Raw genomic sequence first — 18,965 nt, 5'->3', positions numbered from 1 at the left:
GCGAACAGATGATCCGAAACACCGAGAGCTATCGCCTCCGCTCCGACGCGACCCTCACCACCACGCCCGACGGCCAGGTGGTGCTCGAACAGTCCCGGTTCCGCCTCCGGCCGGGCGGGCTGGACGTGAGCAGGCGCGCGCTGCTGCTCAGGCTGTCCGAAACCTGGGTGAGCGACCTCGACGTCGCGAGGCTCATCACCGGGTTCGACGGCGAGAGCAAGATCCTGCCCGCCCAGCTGCTGATCCGGCGGCTCATGTCGCATTCGTGGCTGCAGCGGCGGATCTCCTTCGGTGGCCGCCCGCTGATCGACATCAGCCCGCGCGGGGTCGGGGCGGGCGGGACGCGCACCCGCCGCGCGCATGTCGCGGCGACGCCGTACCGGCTCTCGCGATTCGCCGTCATGCGCGGGGAAGGCGGCCGGATGATCGTCCATTCGCCACTGAGCAACATCCAGATTTCCTGTGTACAGGCGGAATTGGGCGCGCTGCTGGTGCTGGCAGCGACCGGCGGCTGCACGGTCGCCGACATCGCCAAGCGCGCGGACACGGATCTGCTGACCGCCGGGCTGCTGCTCGACGAGCTGCTCACCGCCGGGGTGCTCGTGTCCCATGACGAAAGCGAGGCCGAGACGACCGCGGCGCCCATGGCGCTGTGGTCGCCGGAAGAACTCTGGCTGCACGACCGCACCCGGCCGATGAACCACGCCGACCCGATCGGCGGTACCTACCGGTTCCGCGGCGTCATCGAGCCCGAGCCGCTCGCGTACCGGTTGCCGCGCGCCGGCGCGCCGATCGCGCTGCCGGAACCCCAGCACGGCCAGGATTCCTTGCAGGAATTGGCTTCCCGGCGCAAGAGCGTCCGGCGGCACGACGACGCGAACCCGATCACCGCCGCTGAACTGGCCGAATTCCTGTACCGCGTCCAGCATCTCGAGCCCGCCGGTGAGCAAGCCGGCGAGATGGAGACCGGGAAACGCCCGTACCCCGGCGCCGGGTCCATCGCCGAGCTGGAGATCTACCCGTTGATCTCCCGTTGCGACGGCCTCGAGCCCGGGCTCTATCACTACGACTCCGTGCGGCACGCGCTCGAACTCGTGTCGGCGCACAACGCCGAGACGGCCAAGCTGGCGTCCTTCGCCACCGCGGCTTCGGTGATGCCTTCGCCGCCCCAGGTGCTGTTCGTGATCACGGCGCGGGTCCAGCGGCTGATGTGGAAGTACGAGGGCATCCCGTACGCGCTCGCGCTCAAGGACGCGGGCGTGCTCACCGGCTGGATGTACCTGGTGGCCACCGCGATGGGCCTCGCGCCCTGCGCGCTCGGCGCGGGCGACTCCGCCACCTTCACCGCGCTGTCCGGGCTCGACCCGCTCCGCGAACCCAGCATCGCCGAGTTCACCCTCGGCTCTCTGCCACCCGCGACCGAGGAGGACTGATGAAGTTCCGCCGCGAAGCCTTACGCACGCTCGAATCACCCGAACAGCTGGACGAGGTCTCCCGGCTCGCCCCGGTTCCCGCGTGGCTGACCACCCTGGTGATGGCCGTCGTCGTGCTGGTGACCGGCGCGTGGGCCGCTTTCGGCACCGTGCCGAGAACCGTGTCCGCGCAAGGGGTCCTGACCCACTTCGCCGGTGTGTCCGCTTTGGACGCCACTGAACAGGGGCAGGTCGGTGCCGTGTGGACGGCGCCGAACCAGCGCGTCGAAAAGGGCCAGCCGCTCTACAGCGTGCTCGGCCGCGACGGCACGACCAAGACCGTCGTGTCGCCGTGGACCGCCCATGTCATCAGCCTGGTCATCTCACCGGGCCAGTGGCTGGAGCCCGGCAAGAAGGTCGCCGACCTCGAACGCCTCGACACCCCAGGCGACCGGCTGCGTGCCCTCGTCTACGTCCCGGCGGGCTCCGCGCCGCTGCTCTATCCCGGCATGCACGTCGAGCTGACCACCTCGGCCGCGCCGGTCAACGTCTACGGCTCGTTCGCCGGGACGGTGTCCTCGGTCGGCTCGTTCCCCGAGACCGACGCCTCGCTGCACGCGTTCCTCGGCGACGCCCGCGATGTCCGGCCGTTCCTCGGCTCCGGCCCGGTCGTCGCGGTCACGGTCGACCTCGTCTCGGTGCCGGACACCGCGACCGGGCTCAAGTGGTCGCGCACCGCCCCGCCGTTCGCGCTGAACTCGCAGAGCGAGGTGTCGGCGGCCTTCACGGTCGCCGACGAGCACCCGATCTCGTGGCTGGTCGGCCGATGACCGCCGCCGAGACCCGGCCGAGGACCAAGCGCGTCCGCACGCCGACGCTGATCCAGATGGAGGCGACCGAATGCGGCGCCGCTTCGCTCGGCATCGTGCTCAGCCACTATGGGCGGCATGTCCCGCTTGAGGAGCTGAGGCAGACCTGCGGGGTCAGCCGGGACGGCTCCAGCGCGTCGAGCGTCGTCAAGGCCGCGCGCAAGTACGGGCTCACCGCGAAGGGCCGTCAGTGCGACATCGCGGGCTTGGCCGAACTGCAGTTGCCTTCGATCCTCTACTGGCGGTTCGAGCACTTCCTCGTGTTGGAAGGCCTGAGCCGTAAGAAGGTTTGGCTCAACGATCCCGCGCTAGGGCAGCGCGCGGTGCCGTGGGAGGAGTTCGAGCGGTCCTACACCGGCATCGCGATCGAACCCGCGCCCGGCCCGGAGTTCCGCCGCGAAGGCCGGGCGTTCAGCCTGCTCGCCGCGATGGGACGACGCTGGCGCAACCTCGGCTCGGTCATCCCGCAGACCATCCTGCTGGGCCTGCTGATCGCACTGGTCGGCATCGCTTTGCCCGCGCTGGCCAGGGTTTTCGTCGACCGGGTGCTGCTCGGCGGTGACGCGGGCGCGTCGGCGGGGCTGGTGTCGGCGCTGGTGGTCGCCACGGTGATGACCTTTGTGGCGAGCCTGCTCCAGCAGCGGTTGCTGACCCGGGCCGAGACCGCTGTGGCGCTGGGGAGCGCGTCACGGCTGTTCCGGCACATGCTCAAGCTGCCACTGGGTTTCTTCAACCAGCGGCTTTCCGCGGACCTGGCCCGCCGGGTGCGGACCAACGACCAGGTCGCCGACATCTTCACCCGGCGGCTCGCGGCGACCGCCGTCGACTTGGCGCTCGTGCTGGCTTATGGCGTGCTGCTGTGCGGCTACGACCTCGTGCTCGGCTTGTGCGCCATGGTGTTCTCCGGGCTCAACGTGGCGGTGCTGCGATTCCTGTCGTCGATGCGGACCGCGGCCGTCGCCGGGCTGCAAGCCGAGCGCGGCAGGCTGTTCTCCACCGTCTACACCACGATTTCGATGATCGAGACGATGAAGGCGAGCGGGCAGGAGGACCTGAGCTTCCAGCAGTTCGCCGCCCGCCAGGCCGCGGTGACCACCGGCCAGCAGAAGGCGGGCATCCCGTCGGCGGTGTTCGCCGTGGTGCCCGCGCTGCTCGCGGCGGTGAACACCGCGGTGCTGCTGGTGCTGGGCAGCGGTCTCGTCGTGACCGGCGCGCTGACCGTCGGCCTGCTGGTCGCCATGCAGGGCCTGGTGACCGCGATGAACCGGCCGATCTCGAACCTGAGCGCGATCAGCGCGCAGGTCCAGGAGATCGGCGTCGACCTCAAGCGCCTGGAGGACGTCGAGCACTACCCGGCCGAGACCAGGCCGCGCTCGGCGGCCGTCCTGGCCCCGCTCGAAGGGCATGTCGTGCTCGACAAGGTCACCTTCGGCTACAACCCGCTGCTTCCGCCGCTGCTCAAGGACTTCTCGCTCGATCTGCCACCGGGTTCGCGGGTCGCGCTGGTCGGCGGCTCGGGCAGCGGCAAGTCGACGGTCGGCAGGCTGCTCGCCGGGCTGTATCAGCCGTGGTCGGGGCGGATCACGATCGACGGCCGTGAACCCGGCGAACTCGACCATGACCTCTGGGCGGCGACCATGGCCATGGTCGACCAGGACAAGGTGATGTTCGAGGGCTCCGTGCGCGACAACATCACCCTGTGGGACCCGACCATCGGTGACGACGAGATCGTCGCCGCCTTGCAGGACGCGTGCATCCACCGCGAGGTCGCGGGGCGGCCGGGCGGCCTGGCCGGTGCCGTGCACGAAGGCGGCCGCAACTTCTCCGGCGGCCAGCGGCAGCGCCTGGAGATCGCGCGGGCGCTGGTCCGGCGGCCCCGGCTGCTCATCCTCGACGAGGCGACCAGCGCGCTCGACACCGAGACCGAGCGGATCATCGACGCGAACCTCAGGCGGCGCGGCGCGACCTGCCTGATCATCGCCCACCGGCTCTCCACCGTCCGCGACTGCGACCAGATCATCGTGCTCGACCACGGCACGGAAGCCGAGCGAGGCACCCACGACGAGCTGGTCAGCCTCGACGGCGCCTACGCGGGCCTCATCAGGCACTCGGCTCAGGAAGGTGCGGTATGACCACCACCGACTGGTCCCTGCTGACCGAACTGGCGCACGCGCCGTTCACCGAACCGCGGCTGCTCGGCAGCGACCGGACCGTCCACCTGGTCGAGGACGGCGCCGCCGACCTCTTCGCGGTGCGCACCGCGCCGGACGGAACGGTCTCGCGCCAGCACTTCGTCGCCCGGTTCCCGGCCGCCAGCGTGTTCCCTTCGGCGGGTGTCGAGGGGGAGTGGCAGCTGAAACTGGTGCCACTGCCCGGAACCCGGCTGCGTGAACTCGATCTCGGCCGTCTGGCCAAGCTCGAGGACCTGGTCCGCGGCACGGGCGGGCAACCGTCCGGCGAGTCCTGGTGCGCGCACGGCGATCTCATCGCGGTCGTGCTGATCCGCGCGGTCGACCGCGGCCTGCAGGCGCTCACCGACGCGCTGCGGCTCGCCGTGGCGCCCCGGGACGCCGCCGTGCTCCGGCCCCGGGAAATCGTTTCGGTGCAAGCGGAACGCTCCGTCGTCGGCGGCCGCCCCTGCTGGCTCCGGCTGGCCGACGGCGTCGTCCGGAAGAACGGCGAGCCGCGCTACACGGTGACCGCGGGGCAGGAAGCGGTGTTCCTCGGCCGCAACGACTGGGTGCTCGCCACCGAGGACTCCGTGGTCGAGCTGCTCAGTACTTACGACCTGTTGCTGGCAGGTGATTTCTCGCAGGCGATCAGCCACGGCACGGCCAGGCTGATGGCCACCGTCCGCGAGCGCGCCGCCGGTGACGACACGGACTTCCTGCGCACACTCGAAGAACGCAAGCACGCCGACCGGGTCGCGGTGGCGGTGACCGCACGGCGTGCGCTGGGTGCGCTCGGCAGCAAGGCCTCGGTCGACGGCGACGGCTCACCCGCCGCCCAGCGCGGAGGTGCCTGGGCGGCCGAAGTGCTGCGGGTGGTCACCGAACACGCGAGTGTGACCGTCGTCGAACCGGCTGACCGTGGCAAGGACACCACCGACAGCCGCGAAGAACTTCGCGCCGTGGCAAGGAATTCCGGCATCCAGCTGCGTCAGGTCCGGCTGCGGACCGGCTGGTGGCGTGAGGACGGCGGGCCGTTCATCGGGTGGCGCCGGGCAGGCGACGACCTGGTCGCCGTCCCGCTGCTGTTCTCCCGCGGTCGCTATTGGACGGTCGATCCGCAGACCAGGGCCCGCACGGCGGTGGACGCCGCCGCGGCCGGGGCGTTCGACGAGAGCGCGACGCTGCCGCAGCTGCCGCTGCCGGCGGCCGCGACGTTGAAACACCTGCTGCGCTGGGGCTTGCTCGGCAACACCCGGGAAATCCGTTCGATGCTCGTGACCGGCACGCTGGTCGCGGCGCTCGGGCTGGCGACGCCGGTGCTGATCGGCACCGTGCTGAGCCACCTGGTGCGCGGTGACCTGCGCGAACTGCCATGGAACACCGTGCTCTACGCGGCGAGCGCGATCGTCGCGGCGGCGCTCGGCGTCGTGCTGAACCTGCGCACCCTCCGCTTCGAGGACCGGTTCGAATCCGGCGTGCAGCTCGCGCTGTGGGACCGGCTGATCCGGCTGCCGGTGCGGTTCTTCACCAAGACGACGAGCGGCGCGCTGGCCAACAAGGTGCTCGGCCTCGCCTACGCCCGCCAGGCGTTGAACGGCCTGGTGACGCGTTCGCTGCTCGCGCTGCTGACCGCGGGCGCCGGGCTGGTGTTCGTGTTCGCGGTCGACGCGTTCTTCGCGTGGATCGGCGCCGGGCTGGTGCTCGGCGTGGTGGTGCTGAGCGTCGTGCTCGGCAGGTCGGTGGCACGCAGGCAGCGGGCCGCGCTGCCGCTGGAGCATCAGGCGGCCGCGACCACCAACGAGATCTTCACCGGCATCACCAAGATCAAGCTCGCCGCGGCCGAGCACCGGGCGTTCAGCCGCTGGGCGGAGGCGACGGTGGGCGCGCGGTCGGCCCAGCAGAAGGTCCGCCACGTCCAGTCGCTGATGGCCGCGCTCGCCGTGACCCTGCCGATCGCCGGTCAGCTGGTGATGTTCGCGGTGATGGCCGGTCCGCTGAGCGGGAAGGTGCCGGTCGACCGGTTCTTCGCGCTGAACGCGGGTTTCGCCTTGCTGCTGCAGTCGATGCTGACCCTGCTGACCGCGACCGTGGACCTCGTCGCGGTGCTGCCGCGGATCGAAGGACTGTCCGACGTGCTGTCCGCGCGCCCCGAGTACGAGCCGAGCCGGTTCTCCACGGCCGAGCTGGGTGGCGAGATCGAGGTCATGAACCTGACGTTCGCCTACCCCGGCGAGGACACGCCGGTGCTCGACGACGTCTCGCTGCGGGTGCGGCCCGGCCAGTTCGTCGCGGTGGTCGGGCCGAGCGGTTCCGGCAAGTCGACGCTGCTGCGGCTGCTGCTCGGGTTCGAAGCGCCGCGCTCGGGCGCGGTGCTCTACGACGGGCAGGATCTCGCGGAGCTCGACGTGCAGGCGGTCCGCAGGCAGTGCGGGGTCGTGCTGCAGGACGGGCAGCTGTTCGGCGGCACCATCCGGGAGAACATCTGCGGCGCGAATCCCCTTCCGCTGGACCAGGTCTGGGAAGCGGCGAAGATGGCGGGCCTCGACGAGGACATCGGCCGGATGCCGATGGGGATGAACAGCCTCGTCTCGTTCGGCGGCGGGACACTGTCGGTCGGCCAGCGCCAGCGGGTGCTGATCGCCAGGTCGCTGGTGTCGAAACCCCGCGTCCTGTACTTCGACGAGGCGACCAGCGCGCTGGACAACCGCACGCAGGAGATCGTCACCGCGAGCACCCAGCAGCTGGCCGCGACCAGGTTCGTCATCGCGCACCGGCTGTCCACCGTGGCGAACGCCGACGTCATCGTCGTGCTCGACCGCGGCCGGATCGTGCAGCAGGGCACTTACCGCGACTTGTTCTCCGACACCGGAGGCCTCTTCCACCAGCTGGCGAAACGGCAGCTGTGGGAGGCCTCCGCTGGGGAAACAGAACCAGGCCGGGCCGTTCCGGCCTGATCGGCAGAAGAAGGAGACAAACCCATGGATCCCGCACAGCGCGCGGCGTTCGTCGCGAACTACAGCACCCTGGTCGCGGCCGTCTGGTCCGACCCCAACAAGGAGGAGGCGCTGGTCCAGAACCCGGAGAAGCTCGTCGCCGAGTTCGGCATCGAGGTGCCCGAAGGCGTCATGCTCTCGATCGAGCGCGACGGCTCCGACGTGGGCGGTGGCCTGCAGACGCAGGTCGACGCGTGGCAGAACGCCGCCGAACTCGGCGTGCTCACGCTCTACATCCCCACGGCGGACTTCGCCGGAACGCGTGAGCTGGCCGAAGAGGAGCTGGACTCACTGGTCGCCGGGCTCGACTCGTCCTGCGCCTGCTGCTCACCCTGCTGCTCAGTCTGAGCAGGCGTGGTGGGTTCCTCCGGGGGCCCACCACGCCCGTGCATCGAGAGGCTTCCCATGCACCTGGGCATCGCCATCGACGGCGAGTTTTCACTGGCGGAGTACGCGAACCTGGCCAGGCGTGCCGAGAACGCGAAGCTGGATTTCGTTTCGCTGGGCGACTCGGGGGTGGCCGACCCGGTGACCGTGCTCGCCGGGATCGCGCCACTGACGTCCGCGATCGGCCTGCTGGCGACGGTGGGCACGACGTTCACCGAGCCTTACACCGTCTCGAAATCGATCGCGACGCTCGATCATGTCAGCCATGGCCGAGCGGGCTGGCGCGTGCGGGTGTCCGCCGATGAGGTGGCGCGCTACGGCCGGGTCCCCGCGGCGGATCCTCTTGCCGAGGCTGCCGAGTTCGTCGAGGTGGTGACCCGGCTGTGGGACAGCTGGGAGGACGGCGCCGAGATCCGCGACCGGGGCACCGGGCGTTTCCTCGACCGCGCGAAACTGCACCGGCTGGACCACGAAGGGCGGTACTTCAGCGTCCGCGGCCCCGCGGTGATCCCGCGGCCGCCGCAGGGGCGTCCGGTCATCGTGGATGGTCCAGGCGCCGACATGGTGTTCGTCAAGGACTTCGGTTCGGTTGGCGGCAGGACGATCCTCGAAGTCCCTGTGTCCTTTGAGGACTCGGCAAGGCAGCTTGCCGACGATCTGATCCGCTGGCATGGCCTCGTCGACGGGTTCCACCTCTTGCCGGCGACGTTGCCGGACACGCTCGATTGGTTCGCCGGCGAAGTCGTGCCGATACTCATGGCTCGCGGGGCTTTTCGCACCGAGTATCGCGGGACCCACTTCCGTGACCGCCTGGTTCGCTCGGAGGCGGCCTGATGCATCTGGGTGTGCTGTTCCCGTCCAGTCAGCTGACCGTCTGGGCCGATTCCCCGGTGGGCAGCCACATCGCGCTCGAGTCGTTCACCCACCTCGCACGGACCGCAGAACGTGGTTGCTTCGATTTCCTGATCCTCGCCGACCATCCCCGCCAGGCCGAGCACCTCGGCGAATTCTTCGAACTCGGCGTCGCGGGCGAGCCCGACCAGATCACCCTGCTGAGCGCGGTCGCCGCGTCGACCAGTCACCTCGGCCTGGTCGCCACGGTCAACGCCACCTTCAACGAACCGTTCGACATCGCACGGCGCCTGAGCACGCTCGACCGGCTGTCGGGTGGCCGCGCCGGCTGGAACGTGGTCACCACCTCGGACGCGGCGACCGGCGCGAACTTCCGCAGGGGCGGCTACCTGCCCCACGCCGACCGCTACCGGCGAGCCGCCGAGTTCGTCGACGTGACCAGGAAAATCTGGGCGGGCGGCCGGTTCGAACACCATGGCCCGCAGTTCTCGGTCAGCGGCGAGTTCGCCGCCCCGCCGTCCCCGCAGGGAACCCCGCTCATGCTGCAGGCGGGCATGTCCGAGCAGGGCCGCGAATTCGGCGCCGCCTACGCGGACGTCGTCTACAGCGGCTGCAAGGGAGAGGCGGGCCGCGCGTTCTACCGCGACCTGCGTCCCCGCTTCGCCCGCCACGGCCGCACCCCGAAGGTCATGCCGGGCGTGTCGTTCGTACTCGGCGACAGTCCGGAAGAGGCCCGCGAGAACGCCCGCGCCGCGCGGTTGCAGGAGGTCTGCCCACGCCGAGCGTTGTGGTATCTCGAACGCTTCTGGGGCCGCGATCTGTCCACATGCGACCCGGACGGCCCACTGCCCGATCTGGACCCGGACCTCACCACCGCCCCCGACCCCGTCGCCCGCGCCACCCGCATCGAGAAATGGCGCGCACTCGCCGCGGAGCAACGGCTCAGCATCCGCGAGCTGGTACTCAAGCTGACCGACCCGAAGCCGTTCACGGGCACACCGCGCCAAGTGGCCGCGGCGATGGACGACTACGTCCGCGGCGGCGGCTCGGACGGCTTCATCCTGGTACCCCGGTCCGCCCCGCGCGGCCTCGACGAATTCGTGGCCAAGGTCGTGCCCGAGCTCCGCGACCGCGGCGCCCTCCGCCCCGAGTACTCGGCCACCACCCTCCGCGGCCACCTGGGGTCGTGAGTGTTCCGGCCGGTTCTAACCGGCGAAAACACTCACGACTCCCCACTCGGCAGGCCCGCCCGACTACCCGCGTAGCCCGCATTGGGTGAGGAAGGCCCTCACCCAGCTGCCCCGCGACACGCCATGTTCGGTTTTCCCCTCAATAACCGGCCGGAACACTCACGAGGCTTGGAGTAGCCTGCCGGGTAAGGCGCAGGCGGCGATGACGGCCAGCGCGGCGGGCCGCCAGACCGGGCAATGCCGCATGCCGCCCGCCAGGAAGAGCGACTTCTCGTCAGGCGCCGGGTCGTAACCGGTCCGGGATCCCACCACGAGAGTCTCAGTCACGGTCCCCAGGGTACTCGGCGGATCGATGTTCCTTTCCGGCAAGGTATTACACGCTTTGATGGCACGCGCCGGAATTCATTGCCCAGCGCCGAAAAGCTCGAATAACGTGATCTCAGTCGCCCGAAACGGGCGGGGCACACTTTGACAAAGGGAGAAACCATGGCTGAGGAAAAGGTCAACCCGGAGACCGCCGCGAACACCGAGATCGAGGACGCCGACCTGGACGGCCTGGCCGGCGGCTTGGAACGTATCTGACGAACCAGGCTGGGCCGTGAGCGGGCACGCGAGCTGCCCGTCCACGGCCCGCCGCCGTCCGGATTGGACCGCGATGGAACTCACCGGTGAGCAGGCCAGCGCGTTCGCGCGGGCCAATGCGGAACTCGCCGCCTCGGTCGCCAGCGAACGAGTGGCGGCCAAGCGGGAAAAAATCGAAAGAATGCTCGGTTTCGATCGCGAAGCGGGCGAAGAAAGGTTGAACCGGCTGCTGCGGCACGCCGTCGCGCGGGTTCCCTTTTACCGGGACGGTCCATCCGCCTTCAGTGATTTCCCGCTCGTCGGCAAAGCCGATTTGCGGGACCGATTCTTCGACTTCCTCAGCCGCGGGCCGGATGGCCGGATGGAACCGGGGACGTATTTCCTCAACCAGACCAGCGGCAGCACCGGTGAGCCGGTGCGCATACTGGCCACCGTCGAGACCGGTGGCATGGCGAACGCCGTGATACTGGAACGGATCAACCGTCATCTCGGTGTCGAGGACGGTGGCATCACCCTCAACGTCGGCCTGCTGTACGAGCGGACACCGATGTTCGAGCCAGTGGCGCTGCCCAGCCCGACGGTGAAGTGCAACCTGCGCGGGTTCGACCCCGGCTCGCCCGGCATCGTCGCGGACTACGCCGCCACCGTCGGGCGCTTCCCGGTCGAGAAGATCACCGGTTCGTCGAGCCGGGTCATCGCGCTGGCGCGGTACTGCGCCGAGCGCGGGATCACGCTCCGGCCGAAAGCGATCATCGCGACCTACGAGCACATGCCGGACAGTGGCCGCGCGCTCGTCGAGGAGACCTTCGGCCGCAAGGTGACGATGCTGTACGCGACCTCCGAGACCGGCTATTCGGCCTGGGAGTGCTCGCGGGGCCGGTTGCATTTCCAGGATGACCTGGTACGCCCCGAAATCGTGCCGGACGACGGCGCCGGCGGCGGCGGGATCGTGCTGACGCATCTGCTGTCGACGCCGATGCCGATCATCCGCTACGTCACCGGCGACCGGGCGGCCGCGCCGGTCCCGTGTGACTGCGGCCTGCCGGGAACGGCGATCGAACAGTTGCTCGGCCGGGCCAGGACCAGCCTGGTCGGCGCCGGTCACGAGCTGTACTCGCCGTTCGCGCTGATGGCCGCGCTGGTGGCGGCCGGCTTGCCTGATTACCAGATCGTGCAGGAGGCACCGGGGCTGCTCGACCTGATCGTGCCGCCGTCCTGGTCCGGCGCCGACGAGACCGTGCGGGACATCAACGCCCGTCTCGCGCTTTCTTTCCGGCCGCGAGAGGGTTTCCGCCTTCGCGCCCGGCCGTCCGGCGCCTTCGTGCTCACGGAATCCGGCAAGCGCAACCCGGTGGTCCAGCTGCTCGACCTCCCGTCGGTGCCGGAGCGGACGGGATACCTGAAGTCATGAACCCCTCGGAGGTACCGGTGCGGATCGAAGTCGTCGAGTCGCTGGCCGACTACACCGGAGCCGATGCCAGGCCCGCGATCTTTCTCGCGGGCGGCATGCACGGCTGCCCGGACTGGCGTTCCGAAGCCATCGGCATGATCGAGCGTCTCCAGCCGGCGGTGGGTGAGCTCGCCGTGTTCTGCCCGCGCAAGAGTTCCGCGCCCGCGTTCGACGAGAACATGGTCGCCTGGGAGCACCGGCATCTGCGGCTGGCGGACCTGATCCTGTTCTGGTTCCCCGACGGCGACGCCCACCAGCCCATCGCCCTGTACGAACTGGGCGCCGCGGCGGCGTCGGGCAGACCGGTCGTGGTGGGCACCGGCCCGGGCTACCTCCGGCGCCAGGATGTCGTCGCCCAGCTGAAGTACGCGAGGCCGGAGCTGACCGTCCACAGTGAACTGACTTCGGTCGTGCGCGGCGCGATCGAGAAGATCGGCAGGACGCGGCTGCGTGCCGCCTGACCAAGGAGAAGAAGCGATGACCGACAAGAACCCCGCTGTCGACACCGAGCTGACCGACCAGGAGCTGGAAGGCCTCGCCGGTGGCGTGTCGTTCCCGCCGGACGACTGCGCCGACCCCGAGTTCCCCATCCGGACCTCGTAAGCCGTGATCCGAAGGCCGCCCTTGTCCGCAAGGGCGGCCTTTGTCACGCCTGCCGCGTGATCTCGCCGGGCAGTCCGTCGGGCAGCGCGGGCTGGCCTCGTGTCCACAGTGGCCGGAACGGCGTGCCCGGCAGTGCCCAGAAGATGGCGGTGACGTGCGGGTTCGCCACCAGGCTCGGATATTCCACCCGCTCCCAGGTGCTCCTGCGCCGGACCGTGTCGCCGAAAATGATCTTCACTTCGCCTCGTACGGCCTCGGAGAACCCCGCGGAAGCCCGCCGCCAGAACGCCGCGGCCAGTTCGGTGTAGTCCGTGTAGTACGGGGTGGGCAGGCCGAACTCCTCGATCATGCTCATCATCGTCCGCCCGCCATGCCTGGCCGCCGTGGCCTTCGCCGAGTTCTCCACGGGCTTTCCCCGGAAAATGCCGCTGTAGTACCACATATTGCCGGGGTCGCAGCGTTCGACGGCCTCGCGCATCTGCGCACGCGTCACCCACCGGGAATAGTCGTCGGTCTGCCATGGGTGAAGGAGACCGCCGCCGTTGGTCGGCCCTTCGGTGGCGTACGGAACCCCGTCGCCGACCGGCTCGGCCCAGATGGTCAGCACGGGTAAACCGTAGCCGCCGGACGGCCGCTCGCTCCACTGTGGACGTTGCTCGGATCAATGAGCCGCCGTGGAGCCGGATGGCATCGATCGATGTCGTCGAACGCTTTCGGTACCCGGCCGTATTAGCTTGGCGGCCATGGGAATGACCGTCGAACCGGCTCAGGCGCTCGAAGACCGCCGGACCGAACTGGCGCAGCTCTCCGCCGTGCCGCGCGTGCAGCGCAAGCGGGCGAGGATCGACCGCATGGTCCCGTTCGATACCGAGCAGGGCAGGCAGCGTCTCGCCGAGCTGCTGCGGACCGCGGTCGAGCGGGTGCCCTACTACCGGGCGTTCGCCGGCGCCGGGTTCGCCGATTTCCCGGTCATGGGCAAGACCGAGCTGCGTGCCCACTTCGCCGACCTGATCAGCCGTGATCCGACAGGGGAGATCGGCAACGGCAGGTTCTTCCTCAACCAGACCAGCGGCAGCACCGGGCAGCCCGTGCGGTCGCTGACCACCACGAGCACGGGCGGCATGGCGAACGCGGCCCTGCACGAACGGCTCAACCGCCAGCTCGGTTTCCCCGAAAGCGGGACGGTCCTCAACCTGGGCCTGCTGTACCCGGACACGCCGCTGTTCGAAGCCGTGCCGTTGCCGCGCCCGTACGTCAAATGCAACCTTCGCGGCTTCGATCCCACTTCGCCGTCGGTCGTCGCCGACTACGAGGCCGTGGTCGGGCGCTTCCCGGTGGACAAGATCACCGGATCCTCCAGCCGGGTCATCGCCTTGGCCCGGTATTGCGCCGAGCGTGGCATCCGGCTGCGGCCGCATGGCGTGGTCGCCAGCTACGAGCACATGCCCGACAGCGGCAGGCAAGTGGTGGAGAGCACCTTCGGCTGCCGGGTGACCATGCTGTACATGACGTCCGAGACGGGTTATTCGGCCTGGGAGTGCCCCGAGCGCAGGATGCACTTCCAGGACGACTTCGTGCTGCCGGAGTTCCTGAACGAGGAAGCCGGGGTCAGCGACATCGCGCTCAGCTCGCTGACGTCGACGCCCATGCCGATCCTCCGCTACGTCACCGGGGATCGCGCCGGACCGGTCGTGTCCTGCGGCTGCGGCCTGCCGGGAACCGCGGTCGAGAGCCTGCTGGGCCGCGCCAAGACGGGTTTTGTCGGCCTGGCCGGCGAGATCTACGCGCCGTGGGCACTGCTCGCCGCGCTGTCGGCCGCCGGGCTGCCCGATTTCCAGCTGGTCCAAGAGGAAGCCGGCTGGCTGGACTTGGTGGTCCCCTCGGCAGGACCCCGACCGGCCGAGGTGCTGACCGACCTGAACACGCGCCTGCGTGCCGCCTTCCAGCCACGCGAGGGTTTCCAGCTGCGAGTGCGGGCCGCCGGGGGATTCGTGTTGACGGACACCGGCAAGCGGAACCCGATCGTCCAGCGCCTGGCGCTGCCCGCCGGACCAGAGCGCTCCGGCTACGTGTGATGGGGTCGTGAGTGTTGCGGCCGGTTAGAACCGGCCGCAACACTCACGAGCCCTTACTGCTGAAGCTCGGCCAGCTTTTGCTTGGCCTGGACCAGCTTCGGCCCATAGGTGGCCGGGTCCGCCTGGTTCAGCGCGGTGAAGAGGTCGACCGCTTCCTGGGCGAGCGGGATCGCCTCGGGTTTGCGGCCGACGCCTGCCAGGTACGGGATCGCGGGCGCGAGAATCCAGTCACCGAGCTGCGCCCGGTAGGCCGGGTTCCTGGTCGCGATCGGGCGCAGGCTGGTCACGGCCTTGAGCCCGAGGTCGGCGGCCTTCGACCGCGACTCCGGCCTGGCCCACAAGGTGTTCGCCAGCGTGGTCGACGCCCAGCCGATCCGATACGCGACCTCGTCGTCGGCCGGGTTCTCCTTGGCCAGCTTCTCGTACAGCGCGATCGCTTCTTCGCCCATGGCCGTCGCCTTGTCGAACCGGCCGACCGCACCCGCGAACGGGCTGGCCGGGTAGGCCGACCAATCCGCCAGTGAGCGCCGGTACGCCGGGTTGCGGGCCGCGACCGGACGGACCGCCTCGACACCGGCGGCCGCGAGGTCGGCGGCCTTCGGGCGTGCCTCCGGCTTGTTCCACAAGGTTCCCGCCAGTGTCACCGACGCCCAGCCGACGCGGTAGGCCAACTCGTCGTCGGCGGGGCTTTCCTTGGCGAGCTGCTTGAAGAGCGTGATCGCCTCCTCGCCCAAGGTGGTCGCTTCGTCGAAGCGGCCGACGGCGGCGAGGAACGGGCTGGCCGGGTACGCGGCCCACTCCGCCAGCGAGCGGCGGTACGCCGGGTTCCGCGCGGCGACCGGCCGGATGGTGGCGACGGCGTCCGCGGCCAGGCCTGCCGCCTTCTGCCGCAGCTCCGGCTTGTTCCACAGGGTTCCGGCCAAGGTGATCGACGCCCAGCCGACGCGGTAGGCGAGTTCGTCGTCGGCGGGCTTTTCCTTGGCCAGCTGGCGATACAGGGCGATCGACTCTTCGCCCAGCGTGGTCGCCACGTCGAACCGGCCGACGGCGCCCGCGAACGGGCTGGCCGGGTAGCCGGTCACGTCCGCGAGCTGACGGCGGTACGCGGGGTTCCTGGCGGCGAGTGCCCGGATGTCCGCGGCGCCCGCCGCCGCGAGGTCGGCCGACTTGGGCCGCAGCTCCGGCTTGTTCCAGAGCGATCCGGCCAGTGCCGCATACGCCCAGCCGACGCGGTAGGCGAGTTCGTCGTCCGCCGGGTTTTCCTTGGCCAGCTGGCGATAGAGCGCGATCCCTTCCTCGCCCAGCACGGTCGCCTCGTCGAAGCGGCCGGTGCCCGCCAGGTACGCGGCGGCGGGGTAGATCGACCATTCCGCCTGCAGGCGGCGGTAGGCCGGGAGCTCACGGACGATCGCGACCGCCATCGTGGCGCGGGCCGTCGCCTGGGGCCGGGCGCCCTGGCCCCACAGCCTGTTCGCCTCCGCGATCAGGGCCTGTGCCGTCTCCAGCGTGCCGGACACCGTGTGCTCGGCCTTGCCGACGCTGGCGACGAATACGGTGTCGCCGCTGTAGACCGCCGAAAGCCGGTGGGTGCCGAGAGGCAGTGAGTCCAGCGTCAGTTTCGCCTGGCCACCCGAGACCGGCGCCGTGCCGAGCACGGTCCCGCCTTCGAGGAAGGTGACCGTCCCGGTGAAACCGGAGCGGCCCGGCGCGCTGACGGCCGCGGTGAGCGAGATCGGCTGACCGGCGGTGCTCCGGTGATCGGCGGTGGTGGCCAGCGTCGTCGTCGTGATCGCGTATCGGCCGCCGGACAGCGTCAGGTCGCCGTGCATGACCGAGCCGTCGTGCCCGCCGACGTCCCAGGACGGGGTTTCCAGCCCGCAGCGCGGGTTGTAGACCGCGTTGGCCGGTTGCCCCTGCGGTTTCGCCGACAGATCGATGACGTCCGTCGGCGGCACGACGACGTCCATCATCTCTATGTAACTACCTGAAGTCCCGCAAGCGAAGTTGCGGTACAGCGGCCGCCCGACGGTGCGCATGTATTCGATGAACGCCTTGAACGCCGTGTCGGTCTCCCCCACCGGCGCGGCGGGATTACACGTGTGCGTCACGAAGTACTTCATCGGGCCGGTGTCGGCCGTGTATGCGAAGAAGCAGCCCTGCGCGTACTGCGGCCCGGCGCACCGCGCGTCGAACCGCATCGCGATCTCTTTGAAGGCGATTGCATGGCGCGGGTCACCCGCGGGGTCGGGCCCGGCGGGGATGTCCGTCGTGACCGTGCAGCCGTTCTTCAGTGCGTCCGGAATGGACAGTTCCTTGCCGCAGGCGAAGTTCCGGGCGATGCAGGTGTTCACCTCCGAGCCGGGGATCCGGATCTCGTCTTTGTAGCTGGGATACCACGCGTTGACCAGCCCCGCGTCGGTCTGGTCCTTGACGCGGTGCGGCAGCAGGACGATCGGCTCGACCGTGCCGTGGTCGTTGCCCGCGCCCACGCAGGCGTTGACGACGCCGCCCGGATACGGGCAGTCGGTGTCGGCGCCGCCGCCGGAGATCACGAAATCCTTGCCGCCGTACGCGGCCTCCTTCTGCTTCTGGCCGTTGAAGTACTGCAGGAAATCGCGATGCTCGCGGTTCAGCATCTGGTCGCTCACCCAGGTCGGCGGCTGGTACTCCGAGCTCGCCGCGATGGTCATCTCCTCGGAGACGTTGAGCGGCATGAACGGGACGTCGGGGATGCCGCCGACCCAGCCCTGATAGAAGGCCGCGGTCGGGTCCTCCTGGAAGAACTTGTCGGTCGACTTGTCCTTCTTGCGCCGGAACGGCACGTCACGCTTGTTGTCCATCGACTCCGACGCGTGCTTGACCGACATGTAGTTCAGCAGGTTGATCGCGTCCTGCTTGATGCTCGGATCGGCGCTGAACTCGTACAGATTGAGCAGCCCGATCAGCTGATACCGCGAGTACGGCCGCGAGTTGTACTCGAGCCAGTCCTTCTTCAGCAGGTCCGCGGTGAACCCGTGGATGTACCCGGAGATCCCGTTGGTGTTGTTGTCGGGATTCGGGTCGACGTTGTATTCCTTGACGTACTTGGGTTCCGAGGCCGGCACCGGCAGGATGTCCAGCATCTCGTTGTGCAGGAACCGGGTGGTCCTGATCAGCCACTCGTGGTTCTCGGTCTCCGGGACGGCGATGCCGAGCCGGACGCAGATGGTGGCGTCGACGTCCGCCTTGCCGCCCTGCAGCCAGACCCGCTCGGAGATGTCCTTCTTGAGCTGGGTCAGCCTCGCCGGGTCGTCGGTGCCGAACAGCACCTTCGGCGGCACCTGGCGCACGAAGCCCCACACCCGCAGCAGCAGGGACATGGTGAAGTCCCACTCATCGGTCGGCCCGCCCGCGGTCCGGCAGCTGGGCGCCGAGTCGGTGCCCGGCTTGCCCGTGAACGCGGGCACCTTCAGCATGTCGGCGATGACCTTCTGCCAGCCGGGCCCGGTCGACAGGTCGTCCTTCGCGCCGGCGCCCGGCATCCGCCAGCCGGGCGCGAGGTGGTCGAGGCAATCCCGGTAGATGTTCTTGGTGTCACGGATCGGCCGCGCCCCGGTCATCGCCGTGGTCAGCTGGGCGCGGCCCGCCCGGTCTTCGATCAGCCGCAGCAGGCTCGCTTCGGCGAGCACGTGGGACATGTAGTCCTCGCCGCGGCCGCTGTTCTCCGCCGAGGCACAGGCCTGCCAGAGCAGCGCGGGAATCCGGCGTGCCTGCAGGTACTGAGCCGACTCGGCGACGGTGCGCGGCTGCGGGACCCAGCTGTAGTCCATCCGCCCGTACTCGCCGTCGAGCGGGGGCAGGATGTTCCACGTCTTCTCGGTGCGCTCATCGCTCATCTCGATGCCGCCCGCCTCGGTCGCCAGATGCGTGCCGTCGGAGAACACGAGGGTGACCCGGAAATAGAACTTCCAGGTGTCGTCGCCGTTCGGGTCGATCACGATGCTCGTCGAACCGAACCGCAGCGAGTCCCAGCTGCTGGCGTGCTTGACGGCCAGCGGATAGGGGCCGTGGTCGGTGTTGTCGGGGAAGCGTTCGAAGTCACTGGAGACGGACGCGGCTTCGACGTTCTCCTGGTCGCGGACGGTCACCGTGACATGGGTGTCGCCGTCCTTGTCGTTGTCGTCGGTGTGGAAGAAGACCTCGGCGCTCACCAGCGTCGCGCCGGGATCGGCGACGGCGACCGGCGGGGCCACCATCCCGCTCAGCAGTAGTCCCGCGACCAGAACCTGTCCGGTGGCCGCGATCAGGCCATGTCTCCAGCGCACGTGCGTTCCCCTCGATTGTTCTTCCCGCCTCGCGCGGGCCACGCGGAGTGTCACGAGAGCGGTATCCCGGCCACCAG

General features: G+C 69.6%; 14 protein-coding genes. 11 read left to right on the top strand and 3 right to left on the bottom strand.

Annotated features, from left to right (window positions below):
• Window positions 1-8: 8 nt before the first annotated feature.
• From BLV57_RS32915 to BLV57_RS32885, 7 genes are read left to right on the top strand one after another with little or no spacing between them, the layout of a single operon-like run.
• A complete protein-coding gene (locus BLV57_RS32915; RefSeq protein ID WP_176968915.1) occupies window positions 9-1,433 on the top strand; it encodes a SagB family peptide dehydrogenase in 1,425 nt (474 codons plus the stop codon).
• Window positions 1,433-2,242 carry an HlyD family efflux transporter periplasmic adaptor subunit gene (locus BLV57_RS32910; protein ID WP_091295721.1) on the top strand — a complete coding sequence of 270 codons (810 nt, stop codon included), beginning with the start codon at window positions 1,433-1,435 and terminating at the stop codon, window positions 2,240-2,242. Before BLV57_RS32915 ends, BLV57_RS32910 begins: the two co-directional genes overlap by 1 nt.
• The gene (locus BLV57_RS32905) at window positions 2,239-4,413 is read left to right on the top strand and encodes an NHLP family bacteriocin export ABC transporter peptidase/permease/ATPase subunit (RefSeq protein ID WP_091295716.1); all 2,175 of its coding nucleotides are present in this window, start codon (window positions 2,239-2,241) and stop codon (window positions 4,411-4,413) included. Before BLV57_RS32910 ends, BLV57_RS32905 begins: the two co-directional genes overlap by 4 nt.
• A complete protein-coding gene (locus BLV57_RS32900; protein ID WP_245757616.1) occupies window positions 4,410-7,406 on the top strand; it encodes an ATP-binding cassette domain-containing protein in 2,997 nt (998 codons plus the stop codon). The genes BLV57_RS32905 and BLV57_RS32900 overlap by 4 nt, the downstream gene beginning before the upstream one ends.
• Window positions 7,407-7,430: 24 nt before the next feature.
• Window positions 7,431-7,793, top strand: a complete 363-nt coding sequence (locus tag BLV57_RS32895) for a hypothetical protein (protein WP_091295713.1) — start codon at window positions 7,431-7,433, stop codon at window positions 7,791-7,793.
• A 57-nt stretch (window positions 7,794-7,850) separates the two neighbouring features.
• Window positions 7,851-8,666: an LLM class flavin-dependent oxidoreductase gene (locus BLV57_RS32890; RefSeq protein WP_091295709.1), complete on the top strand. Its 816-nt coding sequence runs from the start codon at window positions 7,851-7,853 to the stop codon at window positions 8,664-8,666.
• Entirely contained in the window at window positions 8,666-9,874 is a 1,209-nt protein-coding gene (locus BLV57_RS32885) for an LLM class flavin-dependent oxidoreductase (protein WP_091295706.1), read from the top strand. The genes BLV57_RS32890 and BLV57_RS32885 overlap by 1 nt, the downstream gene beginning before the upstream one ends.
• A 159-nt stretch (window positions 9,875-10,033) precedes the next feature.
• On the opposite strand, the gene BLV57_RS43465 is transcribed toward BLV57_RS32885, so the two are convergent.
• Window positions 10,034-10,201: a hypothetical protein gene (locus BLV57_RS43465; protein ID WP_176968914.1), complete on the bottom strand. Its 168-nt coding sequence runs from the start codon at window positions 10,199-10,201 to the stop codon at window positions 10,034-10,036.
• 271 nt (window positions 10,202-10,472) lie between these two features.
• Between BLV57_RS43465 and BLV57_RS32880 the strand changes: the two genes are divergently transcribed.
• The 3 genes from BLV57_RS32880 to BLV57_RS44275 are packed head-to-tail and all read left to right on the top strand — an operon-like array spanning window position 10,473 to window position 12,509.
• On the top strand, window positions 10,473-11,867 hold the full coding sequence (locus BLV57_RS32880; RefSeq protein WP_143047205.1) for a phenylacetate--CoA ligase family protein: 1,395 nt from the start codon (window positions 10,473-10,475) through the stop codon (window positions 11,865-11,867).
• Between the two features lie 17 nt (window positions 11,868-11,884).
• Complete coding sequence (locus tag BLV57_RS32875; RefSeq protein ID WP_176968913.1) at window positions 11,885-12,367, top strand: nucleoside 2-deoxyribosyltransferase domain-containing protein; 483 nt, start codon at window positions 11,885-11,887, stop codon at window positions 12,365-12,367.
• A 16-nt stretch (window positions 12,368-12,383) separates the two neighbouring features.
• The gene (locus BLV57_RS44275; RefSeq protein ID WP_281244451.1) at window positions 12,384-12,509 is read left to right on the top strand and encodes a hypothetical protein; all 126 of its coding nucleotides are present in this window, start codon (window positions 12,384-12,386) and stop codon (window positions 12,507-12,509) included.
• A 43-nt stretch (window positions 12,510-12,552) separates the two neighbouring features.
• Here BLV57_RS44275 and BLV57_RS32870 read toward each other — a convergent pair whose 3' ends face one another.
• Window positions 12,553-13,116, bottom strand: coding sequence for a hypothetical protein (locus BLV57_RS32870; protein ID WP_091295696.1), 564 nt, complete (start codon window positions 13,114-13,116; stop codon window positions 12,553-12,555).
• Window positions 13,117-13,252: 136 nt separating this feature from the next.
• Between BLV57_RS32870 and BLV57_RS32865 the strand changes: the two genes are divergently transcribed.
• Window positions 13,253-14,584: a phenylacetate--CoA ligase family protein gene (locus BLV57_RS32865; RefSeq protein ID WP_143047204.1), complete on the top strand. Its 1,332-nt coding sequence runs from the start codon at window positions 13,253-13,255 to the stop codon at window positions 14,582-14,584.
• A 53-nt stretch (window positions 14,585-14,637) separates the two neighbouring features.
• Here the strand turns inward: BLV57_RS32865 and BLV57_RS32860 are convergent, their stop codons facing one another.
• Window positions 14,638-18,888 (bottom strand): Ig-like domain-containing protein, encoded by a 4,251-nt coding sequence (locus BLV57_RS32860; RefSeq protein WP_091295690.1) that lies wholly within the window; start codon window positions 18,886-18,888, stop codon window positions 14,638-14,640.
• Between the last annotated feature and the right edge of the window lie 77 nt (window positions 18,889-18,965).

It is taken from the genome of Amycolatopsis xylanica (assembly GCF_900107045.1).
Taxonomy (GTDB): domain Bacteria; phylum Actinomycetota; class Actinomycetes; order Mycobacteriales; family Pseudonocardiaceae; genus Amycolatopsis; species Amycolatopsis xylanica.
The sequence above is the reverse complement of the archived record's forward strand: the minus strand, read 5'-3'. Positions and strand labels throughout refer to the sequence as shown.